The organism is Acinetobacter sp. HY1485 (assembly GCF_027568475.1).
Classification (GTDB): Bacteria; Pseudomonadota; Gammaproteobacteria; order Pseudomonadales; family Moraxellaceae; genus Acinetobacter.
Genome location: NZ_JANKZG010000006.1, coordinates 33,259 through 58,778, shown reverse-complemented (window position 1 = coordinate 58,778; position 25,520 = coordinate 33,259). Strand labels below are relative to the sequence as shown.

Here is a 25,520-nt window from a genome sequence, read left to right as displayed (position 1 = left end):
ATTACAACATGAGTAATTGTCAGGAAATATTGACTCAATATGAATTTAGAACCATCGCCCGCGATGAACCAAGACGCAAAAGCTTGCTTAAAAGTCATTCATGAAGCGCTTGCAGATGTAAAAGCAAAAGATATTTTAGAGCTTGATGTAAGCGACATTAGTAATGTTGCAGATGCCATTGTCATTGCAAGTGGTACATCAACGCGTCATGTTAAAGCCCTTGCAGATAACGTTGCAGACGAAGCACGTAAAGCAGGTTTTCGCCCGCTTGGGGTTGAAGGCGAGCGTGATGCTGAATGGATTTTAGTTGATCTTGGCTACGTTGTGGTACATGTAATGCTACCTACAGCGCGTAAGTTCTATGACCTTGAGAGCCTTTGGCGTTCAAACACACCCGAATTAGCGTAACAAAAAGCGACTCTTATAGTCGCTTTTTTTGTGCCATTACATCGTTAGGATTACGTAATGGACAATCTTCTAAAGACAAACACCCACAACCAATACACCACTGCATTTGTTCTTTCATTTGCATCAATAACGTAATGCGCTCATCTAGTTTAATTTGCCATGCTTTAGACAATTGTTCCCAATCTGCTTTAGTTGGGTTGTGATCTTTAGGTAAAACCTTAAAACCCTCTTGAATTTCTGCCAAACTAATTCCTACTTTTTGCGCTACCTTAATAATAGCAACACGCCTTAATACACCACGCAAATAACGGCGTTGATTGCCATTTGTACGGATACTTTGGATCAGTTGCTTTTCTTCATAAAAACGTAATGTGGGCACGCTAACACCGCTACGCTTTGCGACTTCCCCAATCGTTAACATTTTACTTGACCTCAAGTTAACTTGAGATTTGATACTAGCACAACTCAAATTAAGGACGATACGATGATGCAAAGAATTAATCCAATAGGCTGTTATGACCCCACACCTAATGCTTACAGCCATGCTGTACGAGTAGGTAATGTCTTACATATTTCGGGGCAAGGTGGCGAAAATGTCTATGGTGAACTTAGTTTAAATTTTGCCAAACAAACCAAACAAGCAATTCAAAACCTAATCACTATTTTAAATACTCAAAATGCCTCGCTTGAACACATTGCAATGCTGAGAGTTTTAGTTAAAGATCACTGTACAGAAAAACACGCCATATTAATTGAGATATTTAAACAACATTGGCAAACCTTTCCTGCTTGCACACTTATTCCTGTACCTACTTTGGCGTTAGAAAAAATGCAAATTGAAATTGAGGCAACCGCGTATTTACCATGAATAAATCTTTACTTTGGCTAATGGCAATTTCTTGTGGGCTTACAGCAGGTGCAAATTACTTTTGTCAGCCTCTTATTCACTCTATACAGCATGACTTTAATACTACTACCGCTCAAGCACAGCTTACCGTCACCATTGCACAAATTTCTTATGCCCTTGGATTATTGTTTATTGTTCCTACGGGCGATTTAGTCAATAAAACCAAACTTATTCCATCCTTAATGTGCTTGGCAGGCATTGGGCTACTTATTTGTGCAACATCCGTTAATTTGCCGATGTTATGGCTTGGTACAGCAATGGCTGGACTGTTTTCTGTTGCGGCTCAAGTGCTTATTCCATTTTCAACCATGATGGTTGCACAAAATAAAATTGGTGAAACAGTTGGCTTTTTAATGAGTGGCTTACTCATTGGAATTTTGCTATCAACCACGCTTTCGGGCTTAATTTCTAATTTATTTCATTGGAAATTAATTTATGTGTTAAGTGCTTGTTGTATTTTTGCTTGTGCATTTTTACTTAAAATCCGACTGCCTAATATCCCAAGCACACTACAACTGTCTTATGGCGGTATTTTAAGCTCAATGCGTATATTGTTTGTAGAAGAAAAACGCCTTGTTGTACGCTCTTTATTAGGTGCAAGTGCCTTTGCAACCATGAGCCTTTTATTTTCTACCATGTCTACTTACCTGTCGCAACCACCCTTTTCGCTTAAAGATACTTTTATTGGTATGGTAAGTTTAGTGGGTATCATTGGTGCATTATCCACACAATTTGTAGGCAAATGGGGTGACCGTGGCTATAACGCACTACTTACTTTTCTTGGCTGTGGATTACTCTTTTTAGGCTGGTTATCTTTGCTGTTTTCACCACAACATCTTGGCTTTTATTTGATTGGTTTTGCCGTTTTAAATACAGGGTTAGCATTTCACCATTCATGTAACCAAAATATTATTTATCGTCTACGTCCCGAAGCAAAATCACGCATCAATGCCATTTATATGACGTTTTACTTTGGTGGTGCAGCCACAGGCTCTGCTCTTGGCGTATTTGCATGGAACCATGGCGGATGGTCATCTGTATGTATTGCAGGGTTTAGTTTAGTCAGTGCCACAATTATTTGTGCCTGTCTCGACTACGCTAAATGGGGCGCACAACTCAAAAGTTCGGTATAATGCCACGTTGGCAAAATAAGAGCATGATTTTAAATGGTTAAAACCCCTATTATCTCAGTTGCACCTATGATGGATTGGACAACCAAAGACTACCGTTATTTTGCTCGTCTTTTTAATCCAAACGTAGTGCTATATACCGAAATGGTGACCACAGGCGCCATTTTGTTTGGAGATGTAAAACGCCATTTAGATTACAATCAACAAGAACACCCTTTGGTGCTACAACTTGGGGGTTCAGACCCAAAAGACCTTGCCACCTGTACAAAAATGGCACAGGACTGGGGTTATCAAGGTGTAAACCTAAACGTAGGTTGCCCTAGCGACCGTGTACAAAATAATAAAATTGGCGCCTGTCTCATGGCAGAACCTGACCTTGTGGCAGAGTGCATTGCAAGTATGCAACAAGCGGTCGATATTCCTGTCACCATCAAACACCGTATTGGTATTGATGATATGCAATCTTATGAAGAGATGTTGCATTTTGTAGACACAGTAGCGAAAACAGGTTGTACACACTTTGTAGTACATGCCCGTATTGCCATTTTAAAAGGACTATCACCTAAAGAAAATCGTGAAGTGCCACCACTGCGTTACGAAGACGTTTACCGTTTAAAACGAGAACGTCCTCACCTTACCATTGAGCTTAACGGTGGTGTAAAAACCCTTGAAGAAACACAAACTCATTTACAGCATGTAGATGGTGTGATGATTGGGCGTGAGGCATATCATAACCCGTACTTATTGGCTGAACTTGGACAATTATGGCATTTAGATGCACCTAATCGTTTTGATATTATGCAACAGATGATGCCTTATATCGAACAGCGTCTTGCTGAAGGTGCACCGTTATCTATTATTACACGTCATATTTTAGGTTTATTCCAAAATTTACCGGGTGCACGTAAATGGCGACAAGCCCTTAGTGGTGGTAATGCAAAATCAATTCAAGATATTGAAAATGCTATTACGAATATGAAAGCAGCAATTGAACGCACTGAAAAATACTTAGAAGAACATCAATGACCACATGGACACTGTTTGAAAAAGTATGGCTAGGGGTATTTACAGCCATACAAGTGATTTTATTTTTTTGGTGGCAACAAACAACCATCGACTTTATTTGTGCAATCAGTAACATGCTATGTGTGGTATTGGTTGCCAAAGGTCGTTTGTCTAACTTTTTCTTTGGTATGATTGCCACAAGTTTGTATGCTTATATTTCATATAAACAGCAGATTTACGGCGAAGCAATGCTCAGTGCTTTCTTCTACTTTCCGATGCAATTTATCGGGCTTTATATATGGCTTAAAAATCAGAATAAAGTCCATGATGTGCAAGTGCGTAAACTATCCAAACGTGGTTGGCTCATTACAGCGTCAGCCGTTGCAATCTGTGCAATTGGTTATGCCGAACTACTTGCATACTTAAATGCCCAGCAAGTTCATTTAGATTCAATTACTGTGGTTATTTGTATTGCTGCACAAATTTTAATGACACTACGTTATACAGAGCAGTGGTTACTTTGGATTTTGTCCAATGTACTGGGCATTATTATTTGGGGAATTGCAGGCAACTACGCCATGCTGATGATGACATGTGCTGCCCTCTTTAACTCTTTATATGGTTATTATAATTGGATTAAATCTGCCAATGCTTCTTTAATTGCAAAAGATGCTCGTATGTAGACACTTGCTGCTTATTTCTACTTAGAATTAAAGGCATAAAAATTTTAAAAGCAGCTTGAAACGTACATTGTTGAGCTGCTTTCACTAGGTCTTCGTCAAAATCTCCTAAGCGTATACCTGCTGCAATAAACTCGAGTGTGTTTAAAAAATAGGTAATGGACTTTTGTTTATTATAATCAAGTTGTAAGTACATTTCTTTAGATATAATTTTATGATTATCTTGAAATTCTAAAAGATTATGTGCGTGCTTAATATATTCTGTAGACAACCGTGTTTGAGTCAATATGGCTACCGTGTGCTGTCTAATTGAATTTTTAGCTGTAAAATAATTAGTAATCAACCATCCAAATACTGCAAAAAAACACAGTAAAAGCTGTAGGTAGGATATCTTGATATAAACATAATGAAATACAAATAAGAAGTACACTTAATACTATCCAACCTATTATCCAATAGGCTAATAACTTGTCAGTTCTTTGTTTAAGAAAAAACTTATCAGTACAAAATTTAAGCATAACTAAAAGAAACTTATCAGAAAAATAAAGATAATAACTGAAATATCCATGTGTTATTTTCGACTAAGCTTTTTTAACACTTCTGCCACTGCCACCATTGCAAATACAGAGGTGACAGCCACCGCAGAACCATAGCCACCACAACGTAATCCTGCACTTGCACATACGTTGTTGTTTGCAGGTTGTTCAGTTGAATAAATACACGTGATTCCGAATTTTTCTTTTGTTTTTTTACAAATGCCTTTACCGCGTAATTGACTACGCAATTTAGCCAACATTGGGTCTTGTTCTGTTTTAGATAAATCTGCAACTTGTACTTTTAAAGGATCAATTTTTCCACCTGCCCCACCCGATACAATCAGTGGAATTTTATTAAAACGACAATGCAACATTAAAGCAAGTTTTGCTTTCACATCATCAATGCAGTCTAAAATGACATCAGGTGATGTGCTCAATAGTTCATTCAAATTTTCAGCAGATAAAAAATCGTCGATCAAGGTCAGTTGAATACGTGGATTAATTTCACGACACCGCTGTGCCATCACTTCAATTTTTTCATACCCAAGCGTAGACGTGAGTGCAGGTAATTGACGGTTAATATTAGATGCAGCTAATACATCCATATCTACTAACGTTAAATGCCCAACACCTGTACGCGCCAATGCCTCAACTGCCCAACTGCCCACGCCACCAATGCCAATCACCATTACATGGCTTTTTTCATATTGTGCAAATGCAGGTTCACCATAAATTTTTGCAACACCTGCAAAACGGCGGTCGTATTCGTCAGTCATGGAGTTCTCAAATGTAGTGCGTGCTGGGTATTTTCCCATAATTGGGTGGCAAGTGTCTGCTCAGGTAGGTTAAAAAGATGTGAAAGTGCTTGTAAAACATACGGTAAATTCGCAGGCGTATTGCGTCTTTCGCTACAACATAAAGGCGTCATATCAGGGCAATCCGTTTCAATCACTAAATGAGATATCCCTACTGCTTGCACAGCATCATGTAACTTTTTGGCATTCGGATTGGTGATTTGTCCTGTAACCCCCAATTTAAAACCTAAATTTACAAAAGCTTTTGCCTCTTGTACACCACCACTAAAAGCATGTGCAATACCACCACCCTCATGCTTTTTTAAAATATGAAGTGCTTGAGCATGGGCTTTACGAATATGTAATAAAACAGGTTTTTGATGGGTTTTAGCAAGTTCAAGTTGCGCCTCAAAAAAATGGACTTGTCGCTCAAAAATATGTGGCTGTTTATGTTCCTTTAAAAATGTATCTAACCCAATTTCACCAATGGCAATACACTCATTTTGTTGTAAAAAAAGCTCTAAATCTTTTAAATGCTGTGAAGTATGTTGCTCTATATATAACGGATGCAAACCGGGTGCTAGATAGCTTTGAGGCGCATTTTTTAGTGAGTTTATTTGTTGATGTACACGTAATAAATCATCAAAACGTGATTGTAAAAAGCCAATTAAAATTAGACCTTCAATCCCTTTTTGCTTGGCTTCATACGCAATTTTTTCCCGATCATGATCAAATTCAGGCACATCAAAATGGGTATGGGTATCAAATAATTTCATGCAATACATCAGGTTGTAGCACTTGTTTAGTTTGCTCATGGTTTAAATAAATGTCTAATTGTTGCCCACCATCAACAATCTCATTGGTACGGTAATGCACACCTATACCCTCTGAATCAAAAAACCAATCTGCCTGCCCCCAATAGAGTTTTTTAGGTGCTTTTTCTTGCACAAGTGCTGTTTGTTGTTTTATCCAATCTTGATAATGTGCCTGAATCATAGCATCTAAAACTTGTTGTTTTTGTGGCAAAATAACATCAAGTATCGTCAGATTTTTTTGCGTTAAACGATCTGCCACTGCAAAATATTGGCGGTCTTGAATATCGACTTCTGCTTGTTTGGTATTGGTGGTGAGTTGTAGTAAAACATACTGATGGCGTTGTGAAGCAATGCGCGTATTTAGCCGTAATTGATACGCATGATTTTGTGAAAACTCTTGTTGCCATGCATCCGATTTTTTAATGTAAGCATCGACAGCTTGTTGTAGTGTTAAATTTTGCTTTAATTCAATTTGTGCCTGAATCACTTTACTTTGTTGTTTTTCAATCCAACTGTTTAACCAAGCGTCTTGAGTATTAATGGTTTGAATATCAATATCAATACATTCTTTTTTTTCACAAAACGGTAAAGCATATTTAGCTTGCTCATTTTTAAGGGTTAAAGATGGCAATTTTTGAGCACTTTGGGTATTTTTAGATTCATCTTTTTGAGATGGGTGACAGGCTGTAAGCAACATCACTAGCAATAAAACAGAAAAACGCATATCTGACTCGCTAAAAAAGAAACAGCCTCATAAAAGAAGCTGTTTTTTGACAAAATTAGTGTTCACGCGTGTTACGGAACTCAATATCTGGCCAACGCTCTTGCATAATTTGTAAATTAACACGGCTTGGCGCTAAGTAAGTCAAATGCCCACCACCATCAACCGAAAGTTGATCATGTGCTTTTTTCTTAAATTCTGTGAGTGTTTTTTCATCATCACAATAAATCCAGCGCACCGTATTTACATTTACATGCTCATATACGCAGTCGACTTTATATTCTTCTTTAAGACGATATGCCACCACATCAAACTGAAGCACACCCACAGCGCCCACAATTAAATCATTGTTAATTTGTGGCATAAAGACCTGTGTTGCCCCCTCTTCTGAAAGTTCTTTTAAACCTTTTTGCAACTGTTTAGATTTAAGTGGATCTTTTAGACGAACACGGCGGAACATTTCTGGGGCAAAGTGTGGAATACCTGTGAAGTGTAAGTTTTCACCATTGGTAAACGTATCCCCAATTTGAATAGTACCGTGGTTGTGTAAACCAATAATATCACCCGGCCATGCTTCTTCTAAGTGGGCACGCTCACCTGCTAAAAAAGTCAGCGCATCAGAAATACGGACATCTTTGCCTAAACGAACATGATTCATTTTTAAACCTTTTTCGTATTTACCCGAGCAAATACGCATAAAGGCAATACGGTCACGGTGTTTAGGATCCATATTCGCTTGAATTTTAAAGACAAAGCCCGAAAAGCCTGCTTCTGTTGCTTGTACTTCACGCTCTTTAGTTGGATGGGCTTGTGGCTTAGGTGCCCAATTTACGAAAGCATCAAGTACATGATCAACTGCAAAGTTACCTAAAGCTGTACCAAATAAAACAGGGGTTTGTTTACCTTGTAAAAATAAATCATGGTCAAACGGGTCAGATGCCATTTGTACTAGTTCAAGTGACTCTTCAAATGACGCAAATGCCATATCACCAATTTTTTCTCGAATATCAGGATAATCATATCCATCACGCACTTCAATATCCGTAATAGTTGAGCCAAAACCTGCCTTATAAAGGTAAGTTTTATTTTCTGCAATGTGATACACACCTGCAAAATCACGACCCATACCAATCGGCCAAGTCACAGGTACACAACGGATTTTTAAAACACTTTCAATTTCATCAAGAAGTTCTAAAGGCTCACGGATTTCGCGATCCATTTTATTTACAAATGAAATAATAGGCGTATCACGCATACGACAAACGTCCATTAACTTAATGGTACGTTCTTCAACCCCTTTTGCCCCATCAATGACCATGAGTGCTGAATCTACGGCAGTCAGTGTACGGTACGTATCTTCTGAGAAGTCTTCATGACCGGGAGTATCTAATAAGTTGATGGTATGGTTTTTAAATGGAAACTGCATAACTGACGTGGTAATTGAGATACCACGTTCTTTTTCCATTTCCATCCAATCTGATGTTGCTGAACGGTCTGATTTACGGCTTTTTACCATACCCGCCACCTGAATGGCTTTACCCCATAACAGTAATTTTTCTGTCATGGTGGTTTTACCCGCATCGGGGTGGGAAATAATCGCAAACGTTCTGCGCTGTGCGACTTCACTCGCTAGTTGCTGTTCAAACATTTATTTAATCTTCAATTGGGACACACAAAACGTGTGAAATAAAAATATTATAGCTTATTAAAGCTGATAGTCGCTATTGATGTCTAAAACTCACACAGGATTCAGCCTTTATTATTGGATTAAATTTGTTCGATGTCGTGGATTAAACTGCATCTCTAAGACTTCTTTAGGTACAGGCTTTCCAAGTAAAAAGCCTTGAAATTGTTCGCAGCCTAAACGCGTCAGAATTTCAAATTGCTCTTCACTTTCTACACCTTCTGCCGTAATGGTTAACCCTAAATTTTGTGTCAATTGAATAATACTTTGCAGAATAATTTCATCTTTTGAACCATGATGCAAATTACGGATAAAGCCACGGTCAATCTTGAGTTCGTCCACAGGTAAATCTTTAAGGTATAAAAAGCTTGAATGTCCTGTTCCAAAGTCATCAATGGATAATCGCACCCCTAAATCACGGATTTTCTGAAAGACTTCAATACTTGAGTCAATTTGATGCATTGCCGTACTTTCTGTGACTTCAATAATCAAATTTTGAGGTTTGACTTGATACTGAATTAAATTACGATGAATACGTTCAATCAATTTGTTTTGTTCAATTTGAATGGCAGATAGATTAATTGAAATAGGAAAATACATTTTTTTAGTTTTTTCCCACTGACGAATTTGACGACATGCCTCCTCCATCACCCAATAACCAATAGAAACAATTAAACCTGTTTTTTCTGCCAATGGAATAAAGACATTAGGTCCCAATAAACCAAGTGTTGGATGCTGCCACCGAATCAAAGCTTCTACACCACAAATTTGACGATCTTGCGTAAATTTCGGCTGATAAAATAATACAAACTGATTATCTTCTATAGCACTAAATAAATCATTAATGAGTTTAGATTGATGACGCTCTACATACTGTTCTGAACCAAAGTTAAAAATTTTATAGTTGTTACGCCCCTGTTCTTTAGACTGTAACATGGCAATATCTGCATGCATGAGCAATTCTTGTAAATTATCACCATGCTCAGGAAACATTGCTATGCCTAAACTCGTGGTCATATTAATGTTACGCCCACCCACTGAAAATCCATATTGCATACACGCCACAATATCTTGTGCTATTTTTTCTGCTTGTGCCAATTGGCTATGTTCCACCACAAGTAAGAATTCGTCGCCACCAATTCTAAAAAATTTATTATTTTGAATATATTGGCTTATTCTTAAGCAAACTTGCGTTAAAATTTCATCACCAACATGGTGTCCAAATGCATCATTAATAGACTTAAAACGGTCAAGATCTATATATAAAACTGCTAAACTTTGGCGATGCAAACGATGCTCTGATAACACCATTTTGGCATAATCGATTAAATATGCTCTGTTAGGTAACTTCGTTAAATGATCATGCATGGCTAAATTTGCCAGCTCTTTATTCATATTGTGAAGCTGTAGGTTACGGTCTTCTAACCTTAACTCAAGCAAGGAAATAAAAACGATGACTAACAGTACACTACAGACAATAAACATAATACTAAAAATGATCATGTCATTTTCTTGTGGTACCAATACCTGTTCATTAGAAACAAAATTAAATTCTGTTGCAAGCATTGCCGTATAATGCATTCCCACAATACTAATTGCCATAATAAAAGCAGCAAACGCACGTAACGTTACGGTATAGGGATCTCGCAGTTTAAATGCAATCCAAAGTACAATTCCTGCACCAAACCATGCAATAAAAAACGAGATAATAGCAAATAGAACATTATACTGAATAGTATATTGAGGGACAATTAAGGCATGCATGGTAAAATAATGCATACCCGCCACACCCATTGCTAAAATTGTAGATGCAAGCAATAAACGCCCTATCGATAAATAACGATAAGCGGTAAACCAAATTGCTAAGGAGCTACTAAAAATAACGACAATGTAGGCACTAAAAGTGTAAGTAAGTTCAAAGTGATAACCAAATGGAAGTTGACAGGCAATTACCCCTAAAAAATGCATGCACCAAATTGCTGTACCTAAAATTACGCCAGCAAAAAATAAAATTACTTTTTTATGCTTAATATACAATGAATTGAATAAAAGTTGCTCAATCATTAAAGTTGCATAGCATATTAAAATTGCAACAATTATAGAGCCAATGACTAAATTGGTATCATATCCGAGCTGTGTCATTCCACTCATCCAATACACGCGCTTTTGTAGTTAAACTTCTGTTACAAGCGCAAATTCTAAACTTTATCGACAGGTATTCAATCATTACTTATGAATAAATACAACGACAAAGTGAAACATTATATTGTGTAGAAAAATTAAAAAAGCCGACTTTCGTCGGCTTTGAATTATTTTTTTAACTTTGCATAGTCTAAAAGTACTTGACTGGCTTCTGTTACAAATGCCTCATCTTCTGGTAAAGCAGGACGTTTAGCAGCCTTCATTTTTGCACGAGACTCAGCCAATCCATCTAAAGCAGTCTGATAACTTCCCCAATTTGCATACGGTTTTAAACCTGTTTCTGTACGGCGTGTATTTTCCGCATCTAATGTTTTTTGCTCAATACTGTGCAGCTCTTCTTTACGATTGTTCAAATCTAACTCAATACGTTTTTCATCCTCTACTTTTTTCGAGATTAAACGACGCGTTTCTAAATAATTAAATTGTGGATCATGACTCACGCGCGCATTTGATTCTTGAGTTAAACGACTCACATACGGCTGAATTGAACCTTCACGTTTAAATGGTGCCGTTGGAATAGTATCCCACTGTAATGCATTTTTAGCTTTACGCTCACCAAATTGGTCGTTCCAAATATCCACCAATTTTATATCAGGTACAACACCTTTGTTTTGGGTACTTCCACCTGTAATACGATAAAACTTACGTTGGGTTAGCGTGGCTTGTCCGTAAGCTAGATTATCTAATTGAACTTGTGCTGTTCCTTTACCTGTGGTGGTACTACCAATCACAACACCACGTCCATAATCTTGAATTGCCGCAGAATAAATTTCACTTGCCGAAGCAGATGCAAGATTAACTAAAACTGCCATAGGTCCATCATAAACTTGATGTCCACCATCGTTATCTTCAAAAACGTTTACATTGCCATTTCCATCACGAATTTGTACCACAGGTCCAGATTTCACGACTTGACCAATCATTTTTGCAACTTCTTCTAATGAGCCACCAGGATTATTACGCAGATCGACAATCACACCTTCTACATGTTGTTCTTTAAGCTCTTGGAATGCTTTTTCAGTATCTTGGGCAACAGAACGATATTCTGTCCCATCACGGCGTGCACGATAGTTTAAATAAAATGATGGAATTTCAATCACACCAAATTTATGTGCTGTACCATTACGATCAACCATTACTGTTCTTGAGCGCACACCATCATCTTCTTCTTTAATCACATCACGCGTTAAGGTTACATTGCGTGCTTGAGAAAGTGGCATGCCAGCACCTAATAGACGTACTGTTACCTTAGTTCCACGTTTACCACGGATTACGCCTACTAATTCTTGGCTTGACCACCCCACAACATCTTCAATTTTTTGCCCATCTTGTGCCACACCAATAATACGGTCACCCGCACGCACTTGCCCAGATTTACCTGCCGGACCACCATCTACAATAGACTCAATTTTAATATAGTCTTCATTGCCACGTTCTGGACGAATAGCAACCCCAACCCCCTCTAACTGTAACGTGGTTTGGCGGTTTAATTCCATTGCATCAACAGGTGGGAAATAGTTACTATGCGGGTCATAAGTAAGCGTCATGGCATTTAGAATTTTATCTAAAACATCATCACTCTTTAAGCGATTAATTCTTTCTAACTTACGCTTATAACGCTTGGTTAGTGTTTGTTGCGGTGTTAAATCTTCAGGGCTGGTGAGGTCTTGTCCATTGGCTAAAGATGGATCTGCTTTAAGTGCTTTTTGTTTGGCAACTTCTTCTTGTTTACTAATCGTCAAACTAATTAATTGTGATACTAAAATTTTATTCCAATATGCCTCACGCTCAGCCTTATTGGTAAAGTAAGGCGCTTTTTCACGATCAGTTGATAAAAATACCCCTTTTTGTTCTAGATTTTGAGGCTTTTTCAACTCACTGAGCATATAGTTATAAAACTGTTTTAAATGCTCACGATACTGTGCATGAATGGCATACGCAGACGTTAAATCACCTGCTTTAAGTGCAGCACCTAATGTATCACCATATTTTTGCTGATAATTTTTAATGTCACTATCTAAAAATAACGTATGGTCTGGGTCTAAGCTGTCCAAATACATCGTTAAAATACGTTGCGATGTTTTTGCATCTAAACGCATATTTAAGTAATGCTGACGATCTACCAACGTTGCCAACTGCCGTGCCACCAACTGCTGTGCTTGGGTGGGTTGAATACTCGCAGGCTGTTGTTGAGTTGCTGCAATCGCCTCGTTAATGGTATTGGTACAAAAAAGACCACCTGTTGCTAATGCAACTGCACATGCAATTGTTTGAAATTTCATAAACGTCTTATGTTCCCTGAACGTCAACCGTATCTTATCGTGTAGTTTTATCATATTCTATGCACACAAAATGTAGCAATTCATTAATTTAAATAGCGAGAAAACATGATGATTGGCGCTTTAATGCTTGATATCGAAGGCACAACTCTCTGTGAACATGACATTGAAATTCTAAAAAACCCACAGGTGGGTGGTGTTATTTTGTTTTCTCGTAATATTGAATCACCACAACAAGTTCGGGCGCTTACCGATCATATGCGCCAAATTCGCCCCGAAATTTTAATTGCAGTTGACCAAGAAGGCGGACGTGTTCAACGCCTAAAACAAGGCTTCACACGTTTACCTGCAATGGGGCGTTTGGGAGAGCTTTACCAAACCGAACCACAACGTGCGTTAACACTTTCAGAACAATGCGGTTGGTTGATGGCAACAGAAACCCTTGCCGTAGGAATCGACTTTAGTTTTGCCCCTGTTTTAGACCTAAATGACATTAGCGATGTCATTGGCGACCGTAGTTTTGCCCAAAACATTGATGATATTATTCCACTTGCCGACGCCTTTATGAAAGGCATGCACGAAGCAGGTATGGCAACCACAGGTAAACACTTCCCCGGACATGGCTCTGTTAAAGCCGATTCTCACGTGGCAGCAGCCGTAGATCACCGTAGCTACCAAGAAATTTTTGATAAAGATATGCAAACCTTTATTCAACTTATGCCAAAACTAGATGCGTTAATGCCTGCCCATGTCATTTATCCATTAGTCGACTGTCATCCTGCGGGCTTTTCTTCTTATTGGATTCAAGAAATTTTACGCAAACATCTAAAATTTGATGGCGTTTTATTTTCCGATGACCTCACCATGCAAGCCGCTTGTGTAGCAGGTAATGCAGACGCACGTATTTTAGCAGCACTTCAGGCAGGTTGTGATATGGGCTTAGTTTGTAATAACCGTACAGCGGCAGAACTTGCACTTCATGCCATTCAAGATCAGCCCCTGCCTAACCAAACTCGTTTAGAGCGTATGCGTGGCAAAATTGAAATTACATTGCAATCGAACACCAAGTGGCAAGAAGTTAAACAAGACATCGACGCATTTGTGGGCTAATATCAAAGATCAACTTTTTTAATGTAATACGGTCATGCAACACACTATCGAACACTATATGCAAACGGTTGGGCAACATGCTCGCAAAGCAGCGGCAACACTTTCAGCCGCTTCTACGCAAGAAAAAAACCAAGCATTACAAGCTATTTTTGATGCTTTAACCCAACAAAAACAAGCCATTTTAGATGCCAACCAAATTGACATGCAAAATGGGCGCGCCAAACAACTGGATGATGCTTTACTTGACCGTTTAGAGCTAACCCCCACGCGTTTTGATGGCATGTTGCAAGGGCTTAAAGACGTGATTAGCTTAAAAGATCCGATAGGTGAAATCACAGATTTGGCATACCGTCCCTCTGGCATACAGTTAGGTAAAATGCGTGTGCCACTCGGTGTTGTGGGGATGATTTACGAATCACGTCCAAACGTTACATTAGAAGCAGCATCGTTAGCACTTAAATCGGGCAATGCCATTATTTTGCGTGGTGGCTCAGAAGCACTACAATCCAACCAAGCCATTGCCCAAGCCATCCAAACAGGGCTTAAAACCACACAAATTCCTGCCACTGCCGTACAAGTCATTGAAACAGCAGACCGTGCTGCGGTTGGACAACTCATTACTATGTCTGAATTTGTGGATGTGATTATTCCTCGTGGCGGTAAAGGGCTTATTCAACGCATTACCGATGAAGCACGCATTCCTGTGATTAAACATTTAGATGGCAACTGCCATGTATATGTAGAAGCACAAGCCGATTTTGCCAAAGCACTGCCAATTGCGCTGAATGCCAAAACACACCGTTATGGCGTCTGCAATGCAATGGAAACCTTATTGGTTGATGCAAAAATTGCCAATGAATTTTTACCACAGGTTGCACCGCTTTATGCACAAAAAAATGTTGAACTCCGTGGTTGTCCAATCACACAACAAATTTTAAAAGACCAAGTTGTGCCTGCAACTGAGGCAGATTGGGAAACAGAATATCTAGCCCCTATTTTAGCTATTAAGGTGGTTGCTGATATGAACGAAGCCATTGAGCATATCAATCAATATGGCTCACACCATACCGATGCCATTATTACCGAAAACTTTAGTCTTGCACGCCAATTTTTAGCGCGTGTTGACTCAAGCTCAGTGGTCATTAATGCTTCAACCCGTTTTGCCGATGGCTTTGAATATGGATTAGGTGCAGAAATTGGAATTTCTACCGATAAAATCCATGCACGGGGTCCTGTTGGCTTAGAGGGGTTAACCTCACAAAAATGGATTGTGTTTGGAAACGGCGAAATCCGTCAATAAATATGAAAAAGCATCTCAAAATGAGGTGCTTTTTTGTTGCAAAACCATAAAAAAATCGTCTAAAGTTTAAGAAAAAATAGGGAAAAGAACGTGTCTACAGCAATTTTAGTGATTAACTGCGGATCATCATCTATTAAATATGCACTTGTTTCGTCAGGACAAGAACAACGAATTCATGGTTTAGCCGAAAACCTCAATTCAGAACATGCTCGCATTAAAGGAATTACCGTTGGAGGCGAGCCGTTAGAGCTGTCTATTCCCAATGCCAATCACGAACAAGCACTTGATATTTTATTAAAACGCCTTGGGCAGTACCAACCTCAAGCCATTGGGCATCGCGTAGTACACGGCGGTACTCTTACCAAAGCCGAACGCTTAACACCTGAAATTGTACAACGCATTAAAGATGCAACCCCTCTTGCTCCCCTACACAATCCTGCGCATTTAATTGGGATTGAGGCCACTATGCGTTTATTTCCAAATTTACCGCAAGTGGCTGTCTTTGATACCGCATTTCATCAAACCATGCCCGAACATGCCTATCGTTACGCTGTGCCAAAGTTTTTATATACCGACCATAACGTGCGTCGTTATGGCTTTCACGGCACAAGTCATGCCTATGTATCATCACACAAAAAAGGTGGATGGCTCTCGGCACATCTTGGCAATGGTAGCTCAACTTGTGCCATCTATAACGGCAAAAGTGTAGATACGTCTATGGGCTTGACACCTCACGAAGGCATTGTAATGGGCACACGTAGTGGCGATGTAGACCCAAGCCTACATTCATTCTTAGCTTATAACTTAGGATGGGATATTTATAAAATAGATAAAATGCTCACGCATCAAAGTGGGTTATACGGCTTATCTAATAATCTTTCTAACGATATGCGTACACTGATTGAAGCCTCACAACAAGGCAATGACGATGCAACACTTGCCATTGAAGTCTTTTGTTATCGTTTAGCAAAATCGTTATCTGCGCTGAGCTGTAGCTTACCAACCTTAGATGGGCTTATCTTTACAGGTGGAATTGGCGAAAATTCAGCATATATTCGCGAAAAAATGCTCACCTACCTTCACCATTTTAGCTTTAAGTTAGATCAACAAAAAAACAATGAATTGCCACGCGGTACACAAGGGCAAATTGATGCAGGACAAGGACCTGAAATTTGGGTTATTCCAACCGATGAAGAAGGACGCATCGCACAAGAAACACATCAAATTGCACTCATGGACATCTAATTATGCAAACTCTTTTACTTGTACCCACAGGCGAAAATGTAGGGCTAACTTCTGCGTGTTTAGGCTTAATTTATGCACTTGACTGCCAAAATATTAAAGCAGGTTTTGTTAAACCATTTAGTCAAGAGGCACAATCTCATCAAAGTTGTACCGCTACATTATGTCAAAAATTATTCCAACGTGACTGTCCTACGTCTATTACGCATGAACGCATTCTAAATGCCATTACACATCAAAAAACCGATGAGCTATTAGAAGAAGCTGTACATCTCCACCGTGAAGTAGCACAGCAACATGACATTATTGTCGTTGAAGGTTTATATACTTCCGAAGACAGCTATTTTGCACACGATTTAAACGTACAACTTGCTAAAGCCTTAGATGCCCAAGTTATTTTTGTGAGTAAAGCCAATTTAGCCGAACCACAAAAAACCGCAGAACGTATTGATGCTCAAGTACGCACATTTAGCTCACGTCAATCAAGTGTCTTATTTATGCGTACGCGTGGTTTACCCGACTCACCTATCCCATTGTCGTTTGACCCATCGTTACGTTTAACACAAGAAGTTGAACAATTTACCAAGGCGTTACAAGCATTTAACCCTACTATTGGTACAGAAAAATTGCCTATTATCGGGCTTGTTCCGTTTAGTAACACCTTAAGTGTGCAACGTACTTGCGATATTTTACCTATTATTGATGGACAGTATCTCAATGAAGGACATGCCTCACAGCGCAGAGTGTTAAGCAGTTGCATTGTTGCTTCAAGCATTGAGCATGAACTTTCTCAATTTGTTGCAGGTAAACTTATTATTACAGGTTCAGAGCGTACGGATGTGTTACTTGCCAGTAGCATTGCCACGCAAAATGGCATTCCACTAGCAGGCTTAGTTTTAGCAGAGCGCCATTCTCCTGCATCAGAAACTCTCGCTTTTTGCCAAAATGCATTACAACAAGGCTTACCTGTTATTCATACGCCACTGAGCGCATTTGAAACTGCACAGCGTTTACAGCGTCTCAATAACGAAATTCCTGAAGATGACGTACAACGTGCCGAACAAGTAACACGCTTTGTATCTAGCCATTTAAATATGGATTGGCTGAATCAAACACAACCTACACCACGCTTATCACCTGCTGCTTTTCGCTATGAATTAGTTAAAAAATCTATAGCAGACAAAAAACGTATTGTTTTGCCTGAGGGTGATGAACCCCGTACCATTGAAGCGGCTATTATTTGTCAATCGCGTGGGATTGCGAATTGTGTGTTACTTGCCAAACCACAAGACGTACAGCAGTTTATTCAAGCACGTAACCTCAGCTTACCCAAGGGTTTAGAAATTATTAACCCTGAAACGGTACGTGATCAGTACGTAGATGCCATGGTTGAAAAACGTAAAGGCAAACTCGATGCTTTACAAGCCAAAGAACAACTGCAAGACACAGTAGTTTTAGGCACCATGATGCTTGCACTTGATCATGTAGATGGCTTAGTTTCAGGCGCTGTACATACCACTGCTAACACCGTACGTCCTGCTTTTCAGCTCATTAAAACCGCACCCAATTACTCGCTTGTTTCTTCTATATTTTTTATGCTATTACCTGATGAAGTTTATGTTTACGGCGACTGTGCAATTAACCCAGACCCAAATGCAGAACAGCTTGCCGAAATTGCAATTCAGTCAGCAGACTCTGCTAAAGCCTTTGGTATAGACCCACGCATTGCCATGATTAGCTACTCTACAGGCGCATCGGGTGCAGGGGCAGATGTTGAAAAAGTTAAACAAGCCACCGATATTGCTAAACAAAAACGCCCCGACTTACTTATTGATGGACCACTACAATACGATGCCGCTTCCGTTGAAAGTGTAGGACGTTCAAAAGCACCTCATTCTGATGTGGCAGGACGCGCCAATGTGTTTATTTTCCCTGATCTCAACACAGGGAATACCACTTATAAAGCCGTACAACGCTCGGCAAATGTCATTAGTGTCGGACCAATGTTGCAAGGGCTTAATAAACCTGTCAATGATTTATCACGCGGTGCATTGGTCGATGACATCGTATTTACCATTGCCCTTACTGCAATTCAGGCACAATCATGAAAAAATATTTACTTTTAAGCTGTTGTTTAGCAAGTCATGCGTATGCAAATGAACTTGAGCAATACTGTAAAGAAATCCCTGCGGTAAATCACAAAGCGCAACAGCTTTATAGCCAACATCAATATGCTAAAGCCCGTACTCAGTACGAAACTGCGGTATCTTACTTAGAAAGTTGCAAAGTAAATTTTGATAATATCCCACAAAAAAATATTGATATTGCTTATAACAATGTGGCACTCACCTATATTAAGCAAAAAGATTATCGCAAGGCACTTGCTTGGTTATCAATAGTACCCAATGCACCCCAGACTAAAACAAATCGTGCACTTATTCCAAAACTTGCACCACTTACTTACCCACAAGGTGAATATTGGCGCTATGCAGGACAAGCCATGTGGAATACTTACACAGTTAAAACCCATAAAAAACAATACAAAATTGATTTTGAAGGACTACGTGTAGGTTTAAATAGTTTATTAGGAGGTCCTAATATGGGTGAATACAGTTATACCACCCCTATTAAAAACCAAAAAACCACATGGACAAACCCTGACGATACAAGCTGTAAAATTCAGCTTCAATTTACGCAAGATACTCTGACTGCCACCACACAAGCACAAAGCTCAGATTGTGGTTTTGGTTATGGTGTAACAGCCGATGGAACATATCAACGCGTGCTATAATTTGACCCTGCTAGCTAACAGCCCGCTCAAGGAAAAGAAAATGACCACTATCATCAAACAAGATGACCTCATTACCTCTGTCAAGGATGCCCTTCAATTTATCTCCTACTATCATCCGCAAGATTTTATTCAAGCGATGAGCCGTGCGTATGACCGCGAAGAAAACCAAGCTGCAAAAGATGCGATTGCACAAATTTTAATTAATTCACGCATGTGCGCAGAAGGACATCGACCAATTTGTCAAGATACAGGCATTGTAAATGTTTTTTTAGATGTTGGCTTAGACGTTAAATTTGACCTCACCATGAGCCTTGACGATGCCATTAATGAAGGTGTACGCCAAGGTTATTTAGAAAACTCAAACGTATTGCGTGCTTCTGTTTTGGCAGACCCTGCTTTTGGACGTAAAAATACCAAAGACAATACCCCTGCTGTTATTCACTACAAACTTGTTCCGGGTAACAAAGTGGATATCACTGTGGCAGCTAAAGGTGGTGGTTCAGAAAATAAATCTAAACTTGTGATGCTAAATCCATCAGATTCAATTGTAGATTGGGTGCTTAAAACTGTTCCAACCATGGGCGCAGGTTGGTGTCCACCGGGTATGTTAGGTATTGGTATTGGTGGTACAGCAGAAAAAGCCATGATGCTTGCAAAAGAAGCACTCATGGAAGAAATTAACATGGATGAATTATTGCGTCGTGGACCACAAAATAAAACCGAAGAACTCCGTATCGAACTTTTTGAAAAAGTAAACGCACTCGGGATTGGTGCACAAGGTTTAGGCGGTTTAACCACCGTATTAGATATTAAAATTAAAGACTACCCTTGCCATGCAGCAGGCAAACCTGTGGGCATGATTCCAAACTGTGCGGCAACACGTCATGCACATTTTGTACTTGATGGTTCAGGTGCCGCACATATTCAAGCACCTAAGCTAGAAGACTACCCAGAAGTGACATGGTCGACCTCTAAAGCAAAACGTGTCAATTTAGATAGCATTACACAAGCAGAAATGGATGATTGGCAACCGGGTGATACACTGCTTTTAAACGGTACAATTTATACAGGACGTGATGCAGCCCATAAACGTCTTGTTGAAATGATTGATAACGGACAAGAGCTACCTGTTGATTTAAAAGGTAAATTTATTTATTACGTTGGACCTGTAGATCCTGTAGGCGATGAAATTGTAGGTCCTGCAGGACCAACTACTGCAACCCGTATGGATAAATTTACCCGTAAAGTGCTTGAACATACAGGTTTATTTGGCATGATTGGTAAAGCAGAACGTGGTTCAACCGCCATTGATGCAATAAAAGACAATCAAGCGACCTATTTAATGGCCGTGGGTGGTGCAGCGTACTTAGTCTCTAAAGCCATTCGTGAAGCAGAAGTGGTTGCGTTTGAAGATTTAGGTATGGAAGCAATCTATAAATTTGTTGTCGAAGATATGCCTGTTTCTGTTGCAGTAGATGTAAACGGTACTTCTGTACATGCCATTGCACCTAAAATTTGGCAAGAAAAGATTGGGAAAATTCCCGTTGTTGATGCCACCGCTTAACGCAAAGGTAACAAAAAAAGCACGTTAAATACGTGCTTTTTTATTATACTTTTATATAAATAGATTAAGGACTTAGCATGTTAAAAAAAATATTCTTAGCAACAGTTCTCAGCGCAGGTAGCGCTCTTGCTATTGCAGCACCTGCAAACCCAACATCTGTACAACAGCTTATGCAACTTAGCCATGTTGACCAACTTGTTCAAAATTCTGTACAGGGGATGCAACCATTCTTTATTGAGCAATCTACTCAACTTGTTAAAAATTACACAGGGCATACTCAGCTTTCACAAAAAGAACTGTCTGCGGTACAACAACTGGCAAATGTTATTCAAAGTTCAACCAATGACATGATTAAGCAAGCCAATATCGGTACAGTAGTACAAAGCATTTACACAAAAACATTTACAGAAGAAGAAGTACAGGCTTATATTAAATTTTTAAGTACACCTGAAGGTCAATCTATTAACAACAAAACACCTGTGCTTATGGCTGAAATGGGACAGCAAATGAACAGTGTGACCAATCGAATTTTGAGTGATAAAAACAATCAAATGCGCATTCAAGGTCAAGTTAATAATATTTTAAAAACCCTTGAAAAAAGAAAATAAAAAAACGGGCATTTTGCCCGTTTTTTTTATACTAATTTTAAATCGTGTTTTTCATCTTGCATTGCTTTTTCAAGCTTCGGCTGACGTTCAGATCTAAACTCAGGTTGTACTTTATCGTTTACCACTGCTTCATTGACAATCACAGTACCAACGTCTGTACGACTAGGTAGATCATACATTGTTTCTAACAGTGCATTTTCTAAGATGGTACGTAAACCACGTGCGCCTGTATTACGCTCAAGTGCTTTTTTAGCCACAGCACGCAATGCAGAATTTTCAAATACAAGGTCAACGTCTTCCATATCAAATAAATGTTGATATTGACGTGTCAGTGCATTCTTAGGTTCTGTCAGAATTTGCATTAATGCATCTTCGTCAAGTTCTTCGAGTGTGGCAATTACAGGTAAACGACCAATAAATTCTGGAATTAAACCAAATTTTACAAGGTCGGTCGCTTCCACTTGGCTAAAGAGTTCAGATACTTTTTTGGTATCATCTTTCTTTTTCACTTCTGCATTAAAGCCAATTCCGCCCTTTTCTTGACGTTGTTGCACAATTTTTTCTAAGCCTGAAAATGCACCACCACAAATAAATAAAATATTTGAGGTATCCACTTGAATAAGCTCTTGGTTTGGATGCTTACGTCCACCTTGTGGCGGAATAGAAGCAACTGTACCTTCAATCATCTTAAGCAATGCTTGTTGTACACCCTCGCCCGATACATCACGTGTAATTGATGGATTTTCAGATTTACGCGTAATCTTATCAATCTCATCAATATAAATAATGCCTTTAATGGCTTTATCTACGTTGTAATCCGACTTTTGTAATAGCTTTTGTACGATGTTCTCAACATCTTCGCCCACATAACCTGCTTCTGTAAGCGTTGTTGCATCTGCCATTGCAAAAGGCACATCAAGCAAACGTGCAAGTGTTTGTGCCAATAAAGTTTTACCCGAACCTGTTGGTCCAATCAGTAAAATATTACTTTTTGCAATTTCAACTTCGCTATTGGTTTGTTGCGTTTGAGACACTTTTAAGCGTTTATAATGGTTATATACCGCGACCGACAATGTTTTTTTCGCAACGTCTTGCCCAATCACATATTGGTCTAATGCCGCACGAATTTCATGTGGTTTTGGTAATGGACGATTCGCCCAATCTTTATCTGTTTCAACTTCTTGTGTGCTTGCTAAAATTTGCGAGCACTCATCAATACATTCATTACAAATAAATGCATTGTCTTCACCTGCAATCAGCTTTGCAACTTCATCTTTTGATTTGCCACAAAACGAGCACTGTTTTTGTCCCTCGGACATACCTACTCCAACAATAATTATGGGCGTTTATTTAAAACCGCATCAACTAAACCGTATTCTTTTGCAGCTTGTGCTGTCATAAAGTTATCACGGTCTGTATCGCGTGCAACTGTTTCATAGTCTTGACCGCTATGTTCTGCCATTAAACGGTTTAAACGCTCTTTAATAAATAAAATTTCGCGTGCATGAATTTCAATATCAGATGCCTGACCACGGAAACCACCTAAAGGTTGGTGGATCATCACACGTGCATTTTCTAAGCAGTAACGTTTACCTTTTGCCCCTGCATTGAGTAAAAATGCACCCATAGATGCTGCTTGTCCCATACAAATGGTAGAAACGTCAGGTTTAATAAACTGCATCGTATCGTAAATTGCCATACCTGCCGTTACAGAGCCACCCGGTGAATTGATATATAAATGAATATCTTTATCTGGGTTTTCTGCTTCTAAAAATAACATTTGGGCAACAATAAGATTTGCCATGTTATCTTCAACTTCACCCGTTAAAAAGATGACACGCTCACGTAATAAACGTGAAAAAATATCAAAAGAACGTTCACCGCGTGATGATTGTTCAACAACCATCGGAACTAAAGCATTTTCTACACTTGGAACATACATAAACTTATTTATTCCTAATTTTTATCTGATATACCCACACAATATGGGGGATATCAGGTTAAATTGCAATTTGTAACTGGTAGCTTTTTGTGCAACAACCACATAAAAAAAGGCGCTTTAAACGCGCCTTTTTCTTTATGAAGGATTAACCTTGTTGTTGACGAGCTTGTTGCTCTTGTAACAACTCTTCATAAGATACTGCTTTTTCAGTTACTTTAGCAGCTGCTAAAATGTGATCAACCACTTGATCTTCTAAAATTACAGCTTCAATTTGTTGACGTTGTTGCTGATCATTTGAGAAGTATTCAATCACTTCTTTAGGGTCTTCATAAGAAGAAGCCATGTCTTCGATGTAAGCATTTACACGGTCTTGATCTGCTTCAAGTTTAGCATCAGCCAAAACTTTGCTTACTAACACGCCTAATTTTACAGAACGTGTTGCTTGCTCTTTAAACAAGTCATCTGGAAGCATGCTTGAATCAAATGCTTTAGCACCTTGCTCACCAAACTGTTTAGTGAATTGCTGAATCATTTGATCACGTTGACGTTCGATTTCTTGACTTACCATTGCAGCAGGTACGTCAATTTCGTTTGCATCAACAAGTGCATCAAACGTTGCGCCTTTTACTTGGTTACGTAAGCCATTTTTAACTTCACGTTCCATGTTTTTACGCACGTCAGCTTTTAATTTTTCAACGCCTTCTTCTTCAGAAACGCCAAATAAACCTAAAAACTCAGCATCAATTTCTGGAAGCTTTGCTTTTTCAACTTGTTTTACGTTGATTTTGAATTGAGCTGTTTTGCCTGCAAGGTTTTCAGCTTGGTAGTCTTCAGGGAAAGTAACGTCAATTACTTTTTCTTCGCCTGCTTTCATGCCTACGATACCGTCTTCAAAGCCCGGAATCATACGACCTTCACCAAGTGTTAATTTGTAGTCTTGCGCAGCGCCGCCTTCAAATTTTTCACCGTCAATTGAACCTTCAAAATCGAAAGTCACTTGCATGTCTTTTTTCGCCATACCTTTTGTTGTTACAAAAGTTTGACGTTGTTTTTGCAAGTTTTTGATCATTTGATCAACGTCTTTGTCTTTTACTTCAGTTGTTTGACGTTCAACTTGTAAGCCATCAAACTTCACTTCAACTTCTGGGTAAACTTCAACAGTTGCTTCATAAACTAAAGCATCTTCTTTGTTTTCCACTTTTTCAATGTTTGGCATGCCAACAGCATTGATTTTTTCTTGTTGAATTGCTTCAAATACTGTGTCACGAATTACATCGTTCACAACTTCTTGGTAAATACCAGCACCATATTCACGGCGCACCACGTTTGCAGGCACTTTACCTGGACGGAAGCCGTTGATTTTCGCAGTTTTAGCAGTGCGTTTTAAACGAGCTTCAAATTGCTCATTAATACGGCTCGTCGGTACTGATACATTTAAACGACGGGTAGTGCCCGAAACCGCTTCACTCGTTACTTGCATGGCTTCCTCTATTCAATAATGGGTAGTAACAATTTTTAAAGTTAAGCATTATATGATAACAAAACAAGATATACAAAATTTTGCTTAAACCGTATTCTTAGGTGTTATTTTTTAGCCACACTTTGATATTTTTATATATGATAATTATTATCATTACCAATATCCTTAATTCATCCATAATTGATAGTAAAATAAAATAAGCAACAAAATCATTTATTTAAATAATAACCACATTAATATTAATCGTTTTACAGAATCAATTTAAATTTGATTATAGTTATTCTCGATATATAAATATGGAAATAAAAATAATAATCATTAT

The 25,520-nt window shown here is 38.8% G+C and carries 23 protein-coding genes; 12 read left to right on the top strand and 11 right to left on the bottom strand.

The window, feature by feature from the left end; all coding sequences use genetic code 11:
* The first annotated feature begins 39 nt into the window (after positions 1-39).
* A complete protein-coding gene (rsfS, locus tag PCI70_RS08445) occupies positions 40-408 on the top strand; it encodes a ribosome silencing factor (RefSeq protein ID WP_269914898.1) in 369 nt (122 codons plus the stop codon).
* A gap of 13 nt (positions 409-421) precedes the next feature.
* Here the strand turns inward: rsfS and soxR are convergent, their stop codons facing one another.
* Positions 422-829, bottom strand: coding sequence for a redox-sensitive transcriptional activator SoxR (gene soxR, locus PCI70_RS08440; RefSeq protein WP_269914897.1), 408 nt, complete (start codon positions 827-829; stop codon positions 422-424).
* 63 nt (positions 830-892) lie between these two features.
* On the opposite strand from soxR, the gene PCI70_RS08435 reads away from it, so the two are divergent.
* The 4 genes from PCI70_RS08435 to pnuC are packed head-to-tail and all read left to right on the top strand — an operon-like array spanning position 893 to position 4,133.
* Positions 893-1,276 carry a RidA family protein gene (locus PCI70_RS08435; RefSeq protein ID WP_269914896.1) on the top strand — a complete coding sequence of 128 codons (384 nt, stop codon included), beginning with the start codon at positions 893-895 and terminating at the stop codon, positions 1,274-1,276.
* The gene (locus PCI70_RS08430; protein WP_269914895.1) at positions 1,273-2,448 is read left to right on the top strand and encodes an MFS transporter; all 1,176 of its coding nucleotides are present in this window, start codon (positions 1,273-1,275) and stop codon (positions 2,446-2,448) included. The genes PCI70_RS08435 and PCI70_RS08430 overlap by 4 nt, the downstream gene beginning before the upstream one ends.
* A 33-nt stretch (positions 2,449-2,481) precedes the next feature.
* Complete coding sequence (dusA, locus tag PCI70_RS08425) at positions 2,482-3,471, top strand: tRNA dihydrouridine(20/20a) synthase DusA (protein WP_269914894.1); 990 nt, start codon at positions 2,482-2,484, stop codon at positions 3,469-3,471.
* Positions 3,468-4,133 (top strand): nicotinamide riboside transporter PnuC, encoded by a 666-nt coding sequence (gene pnuC, locus PCI70_RS08420; RefSeq protein WP_269914893.1) that lies wholly within the window; start codon positions 3,468-3,470, stop codon positions 4,131-4,133. The genes dusA and pnuC overlap by 4 nt, the downstream gene beginning before the upstream one ends.
* Here pnuC and PCI70_RS12170 read toward each other — a convergent pair.
* The 7 genes from PCI70_RS12170 to PCI70_RS08390 form a co-directional block, all read right to left on the bottom strand.
* Complete coding sequence (locus PCI70_RS12170) at positions 4,087-4,560, bottom strand: DUF4760 domain-containing protein (RefSeq protein ID WP_442865181.1); 474 nt, start codon at positions 4,558-4,560, stop codon at positions 4,087-4,089. The genes pnuC and PCI70_RS12170 overlap by 47 nt on opposite strands.
* A 141-nt stretch (positions 4,561-4,701) precedes the next feature.
* Positions 4,702-5,442 (bottom strand): tRNA threonylcarbamoyladenosine dehydratase, encoded by a 741-nt coding sequence (locus PCI70_RS08415; RefSeq protein WP_269914892.1) that lies wholly within the window; start codon positions 5,440-5,442, stop codon positions 4,702-4,704.
* Positions 5,439-6,236, bottom strand: a complete 798-nt coding sequence (locus PCI70_RS08410) for a TatD family hydrolase (protein WP_269914891.1) — start codon at positions 6,234-6,236, stop codon at positions 5,439-5,441. The genes PCI70_RS08415 and PCI70_RS08410 overlap by 4 nt, the downstream gene beginning before the upstream one ends.
* Positions 6,223-6,999 carry a hypothetical protein gene (locus PCI70_RS08405; RefSeq protein WP_269914890.1) on the bottom strand — a complete coding sequence of 259 codons (777 nt, stop codon included), beginning with the start codon at positions 6,997-6,999 and terminating at the stop codon, positions 6,223-6,225. The genes PCI70_RS08410 and PCI70_RS08405 overlap by 14 nt, the downstream gene beginning before the upstream one ends.
* A gap of 55 nt (positions 7,000-7,054) precedes the next feature.
* Positions 7,055-8,644, bottom strand: a complete 1,590-nt coding sequence (locus PCI70_RS08400) for a peptide chain release factor 3 (protein WP_269914889.1) — start codon at positions 8,642-8,644, stop codon at positions 7,055-7,057.
* Positions 8,645-8,755: 111 nt separating this feature from the next.
* Positions 8,756-10,822 (bottom strand): putative bifunctional diguanylate cyclase/phosphodiesterase, encoded by a 2,067-nt coding sequence (locus PCI70_RS08395; protein WP_269914888.1) that lies wholly within the window; start codon positions 10,820-10,822, stop codon positions 8,756-8,758.
* A 167-nt stretch (positions 10,823-10,989) separates the two neighbouring features.
* Positions 10,990-13,164 carry a carboxy terminal-processing peptidase gene (locus tag PCI70_RS08390; RefSeq protein WP_269914887.1) on the bottom strand — a complete coding sequence of 725 codons (2,175 nt, stop codon included), beginning with the start codon at positions 13,162-13,164 and terminating at the stop codon, positions 10,990-10,992.
* A 108-nt stretch (positions 13,165-13,272) separates the two neighbouring features.
* Here PCI70_RS08390 and nagZ point away from each other — a divergent pair, with 108 nt between their 5' ends.
* The 7 genes from nagZ (at position 13,273) to PCI70_RS08355 (ending at position 21,776) form a co-directional block, all read left to right on the top strand.
* Complete coding sequence (nagZ, locus tag PCI70_RS08385; protein WP_269914966.1) at positions 13,273-14,271, top strand: beta-N-acetylhexosaminidase; 999 nt, start codon at positions 13,273-13,275, stop codon at positions 14,269-14,271.
* A gap of 34 nt (positions 14,272-14,305) precedes the next feature.
* Entirely contained in the window at positions 14,306-15,571 is a 1,266-nt protein-coding gene (locus PCI70_RS08380; RefSeq protein WP_269914886.1) for a glutamate-5-semialdehyde dehydrogenase, read from the top strand.
* Between the two features lie 90 nt (positions 15,572-15,661).
* Positions 15,662-16,816, top strand: coding sequence for an acetate/propionate family kinase (locus tag PCI70_RS08375; RefSeq protein ID WP_269914885.1), 1,155 nt, complete (start codon positions 15,662-15,664; stop codon positions 16,814-16,816).
* A gap of 2 nt (positions 16,817-16,818) precedes the next feature.
* The gene (pta, locus tag PCI70_RS08370) at positions 16,819-18,921 is read left to right on the top strand and encodes a phosphate acetyltransferase (RefSeq protein ID WP_269914884.1); all 2,103 of its coding nucleotides are present in this window, start codon (positions 16,819-16,821) and stop codon (positions 18,919-18,921) included.
* Complete coding sequence (locus PCI70_RS08365; RefSeq protein ID WP_269914883.1) at positions 18,918-19,604, top strand: tetratricopeptide repeat protein; 687 nt, start codon at positions 18,918-18,920, stop codon at positions 19,602-19,604. The genes pta and PCI70_RS08365 overlap by 4 nt, the downstream gene beginning before the upstream one ends.
* Before the next feature lie 40 nt (positions 19,605-19,644).
* Positions 19,645-21,168 carry a fumarate hydratase gene (locus tag PCI70_RS08360; RefSeq protein ID WP_269914882.1) on the top strand — a complete coding sequence of 508 codons (1,524 nt, stop codon included), beginning with the start codon at positions 19,645-19,647 and terminating at the stop codon, positions 21,166-21,168.
* Between the two features lie 77 nt (positions 21,169-21,245).
* Positions 21,246-21,776, top strand: coding sequence for a DUF2059 domain-containing protein (locus PCI70_RS08355; protein ID WP_269914881.1), 531 nt, complete (start codon positions 21,246-21,248; stop codon positions 21,774-21,776).
* 26 nt (positions 21,777-21,802) lie between these two features.
* Here PCI70_RS08355 and clpX read toward each other — a convergent pair whose 3' ends face one another.
* From clpX to tig, 3 genes are all read right to left on the bottom strand, one after another.
* The gene (gene clpX, locus PCI70_RS08350) at positions 21,803-23,095 is read right to left on the bottom strand and encodes an ATP-dependent Clp protease ATP-binding subunit ClpX (protein WP_269914880.1); all 1,293 of its coding nucleotides are present in this window, start codon (positions 23,093-23,095) and stop codon (positions 21,803-21,805) included.
* Between the two features lie 17 nt (positions 23,096-23,112).
* The gene (clpP, locus tag PCI70_RS08345; RefSeq protein ID WP_269914879.1) at positions 23,113-23,718 is read right to left on the bottom strand and encodes an ATP-dependent Clp endopeptidase proteolytic subunit ClpP; all 606 of its coding nucleotides are present in this window, start codon (positions 23,716-23,718) and stop codon (positions 23,113-23,115) included.
* Positions 23,719-23,863: 145 nt separating this feature from the next.
* Positions 23,864-25,198 carry a trigger factor gene (gene tig, locus PCI70_RS08340; RefSeq protein WP_269914878.1) on the bottom strand — a complete coding sequence of 445 codons (1,335 nt, stop codon included), beginning with the start codon at positions 25,196-25,198 and terminating at the stop codon, positions 23,864-23,866.
* Positions 25,199-25,520 lie beyond the last annotated feature (322 nt).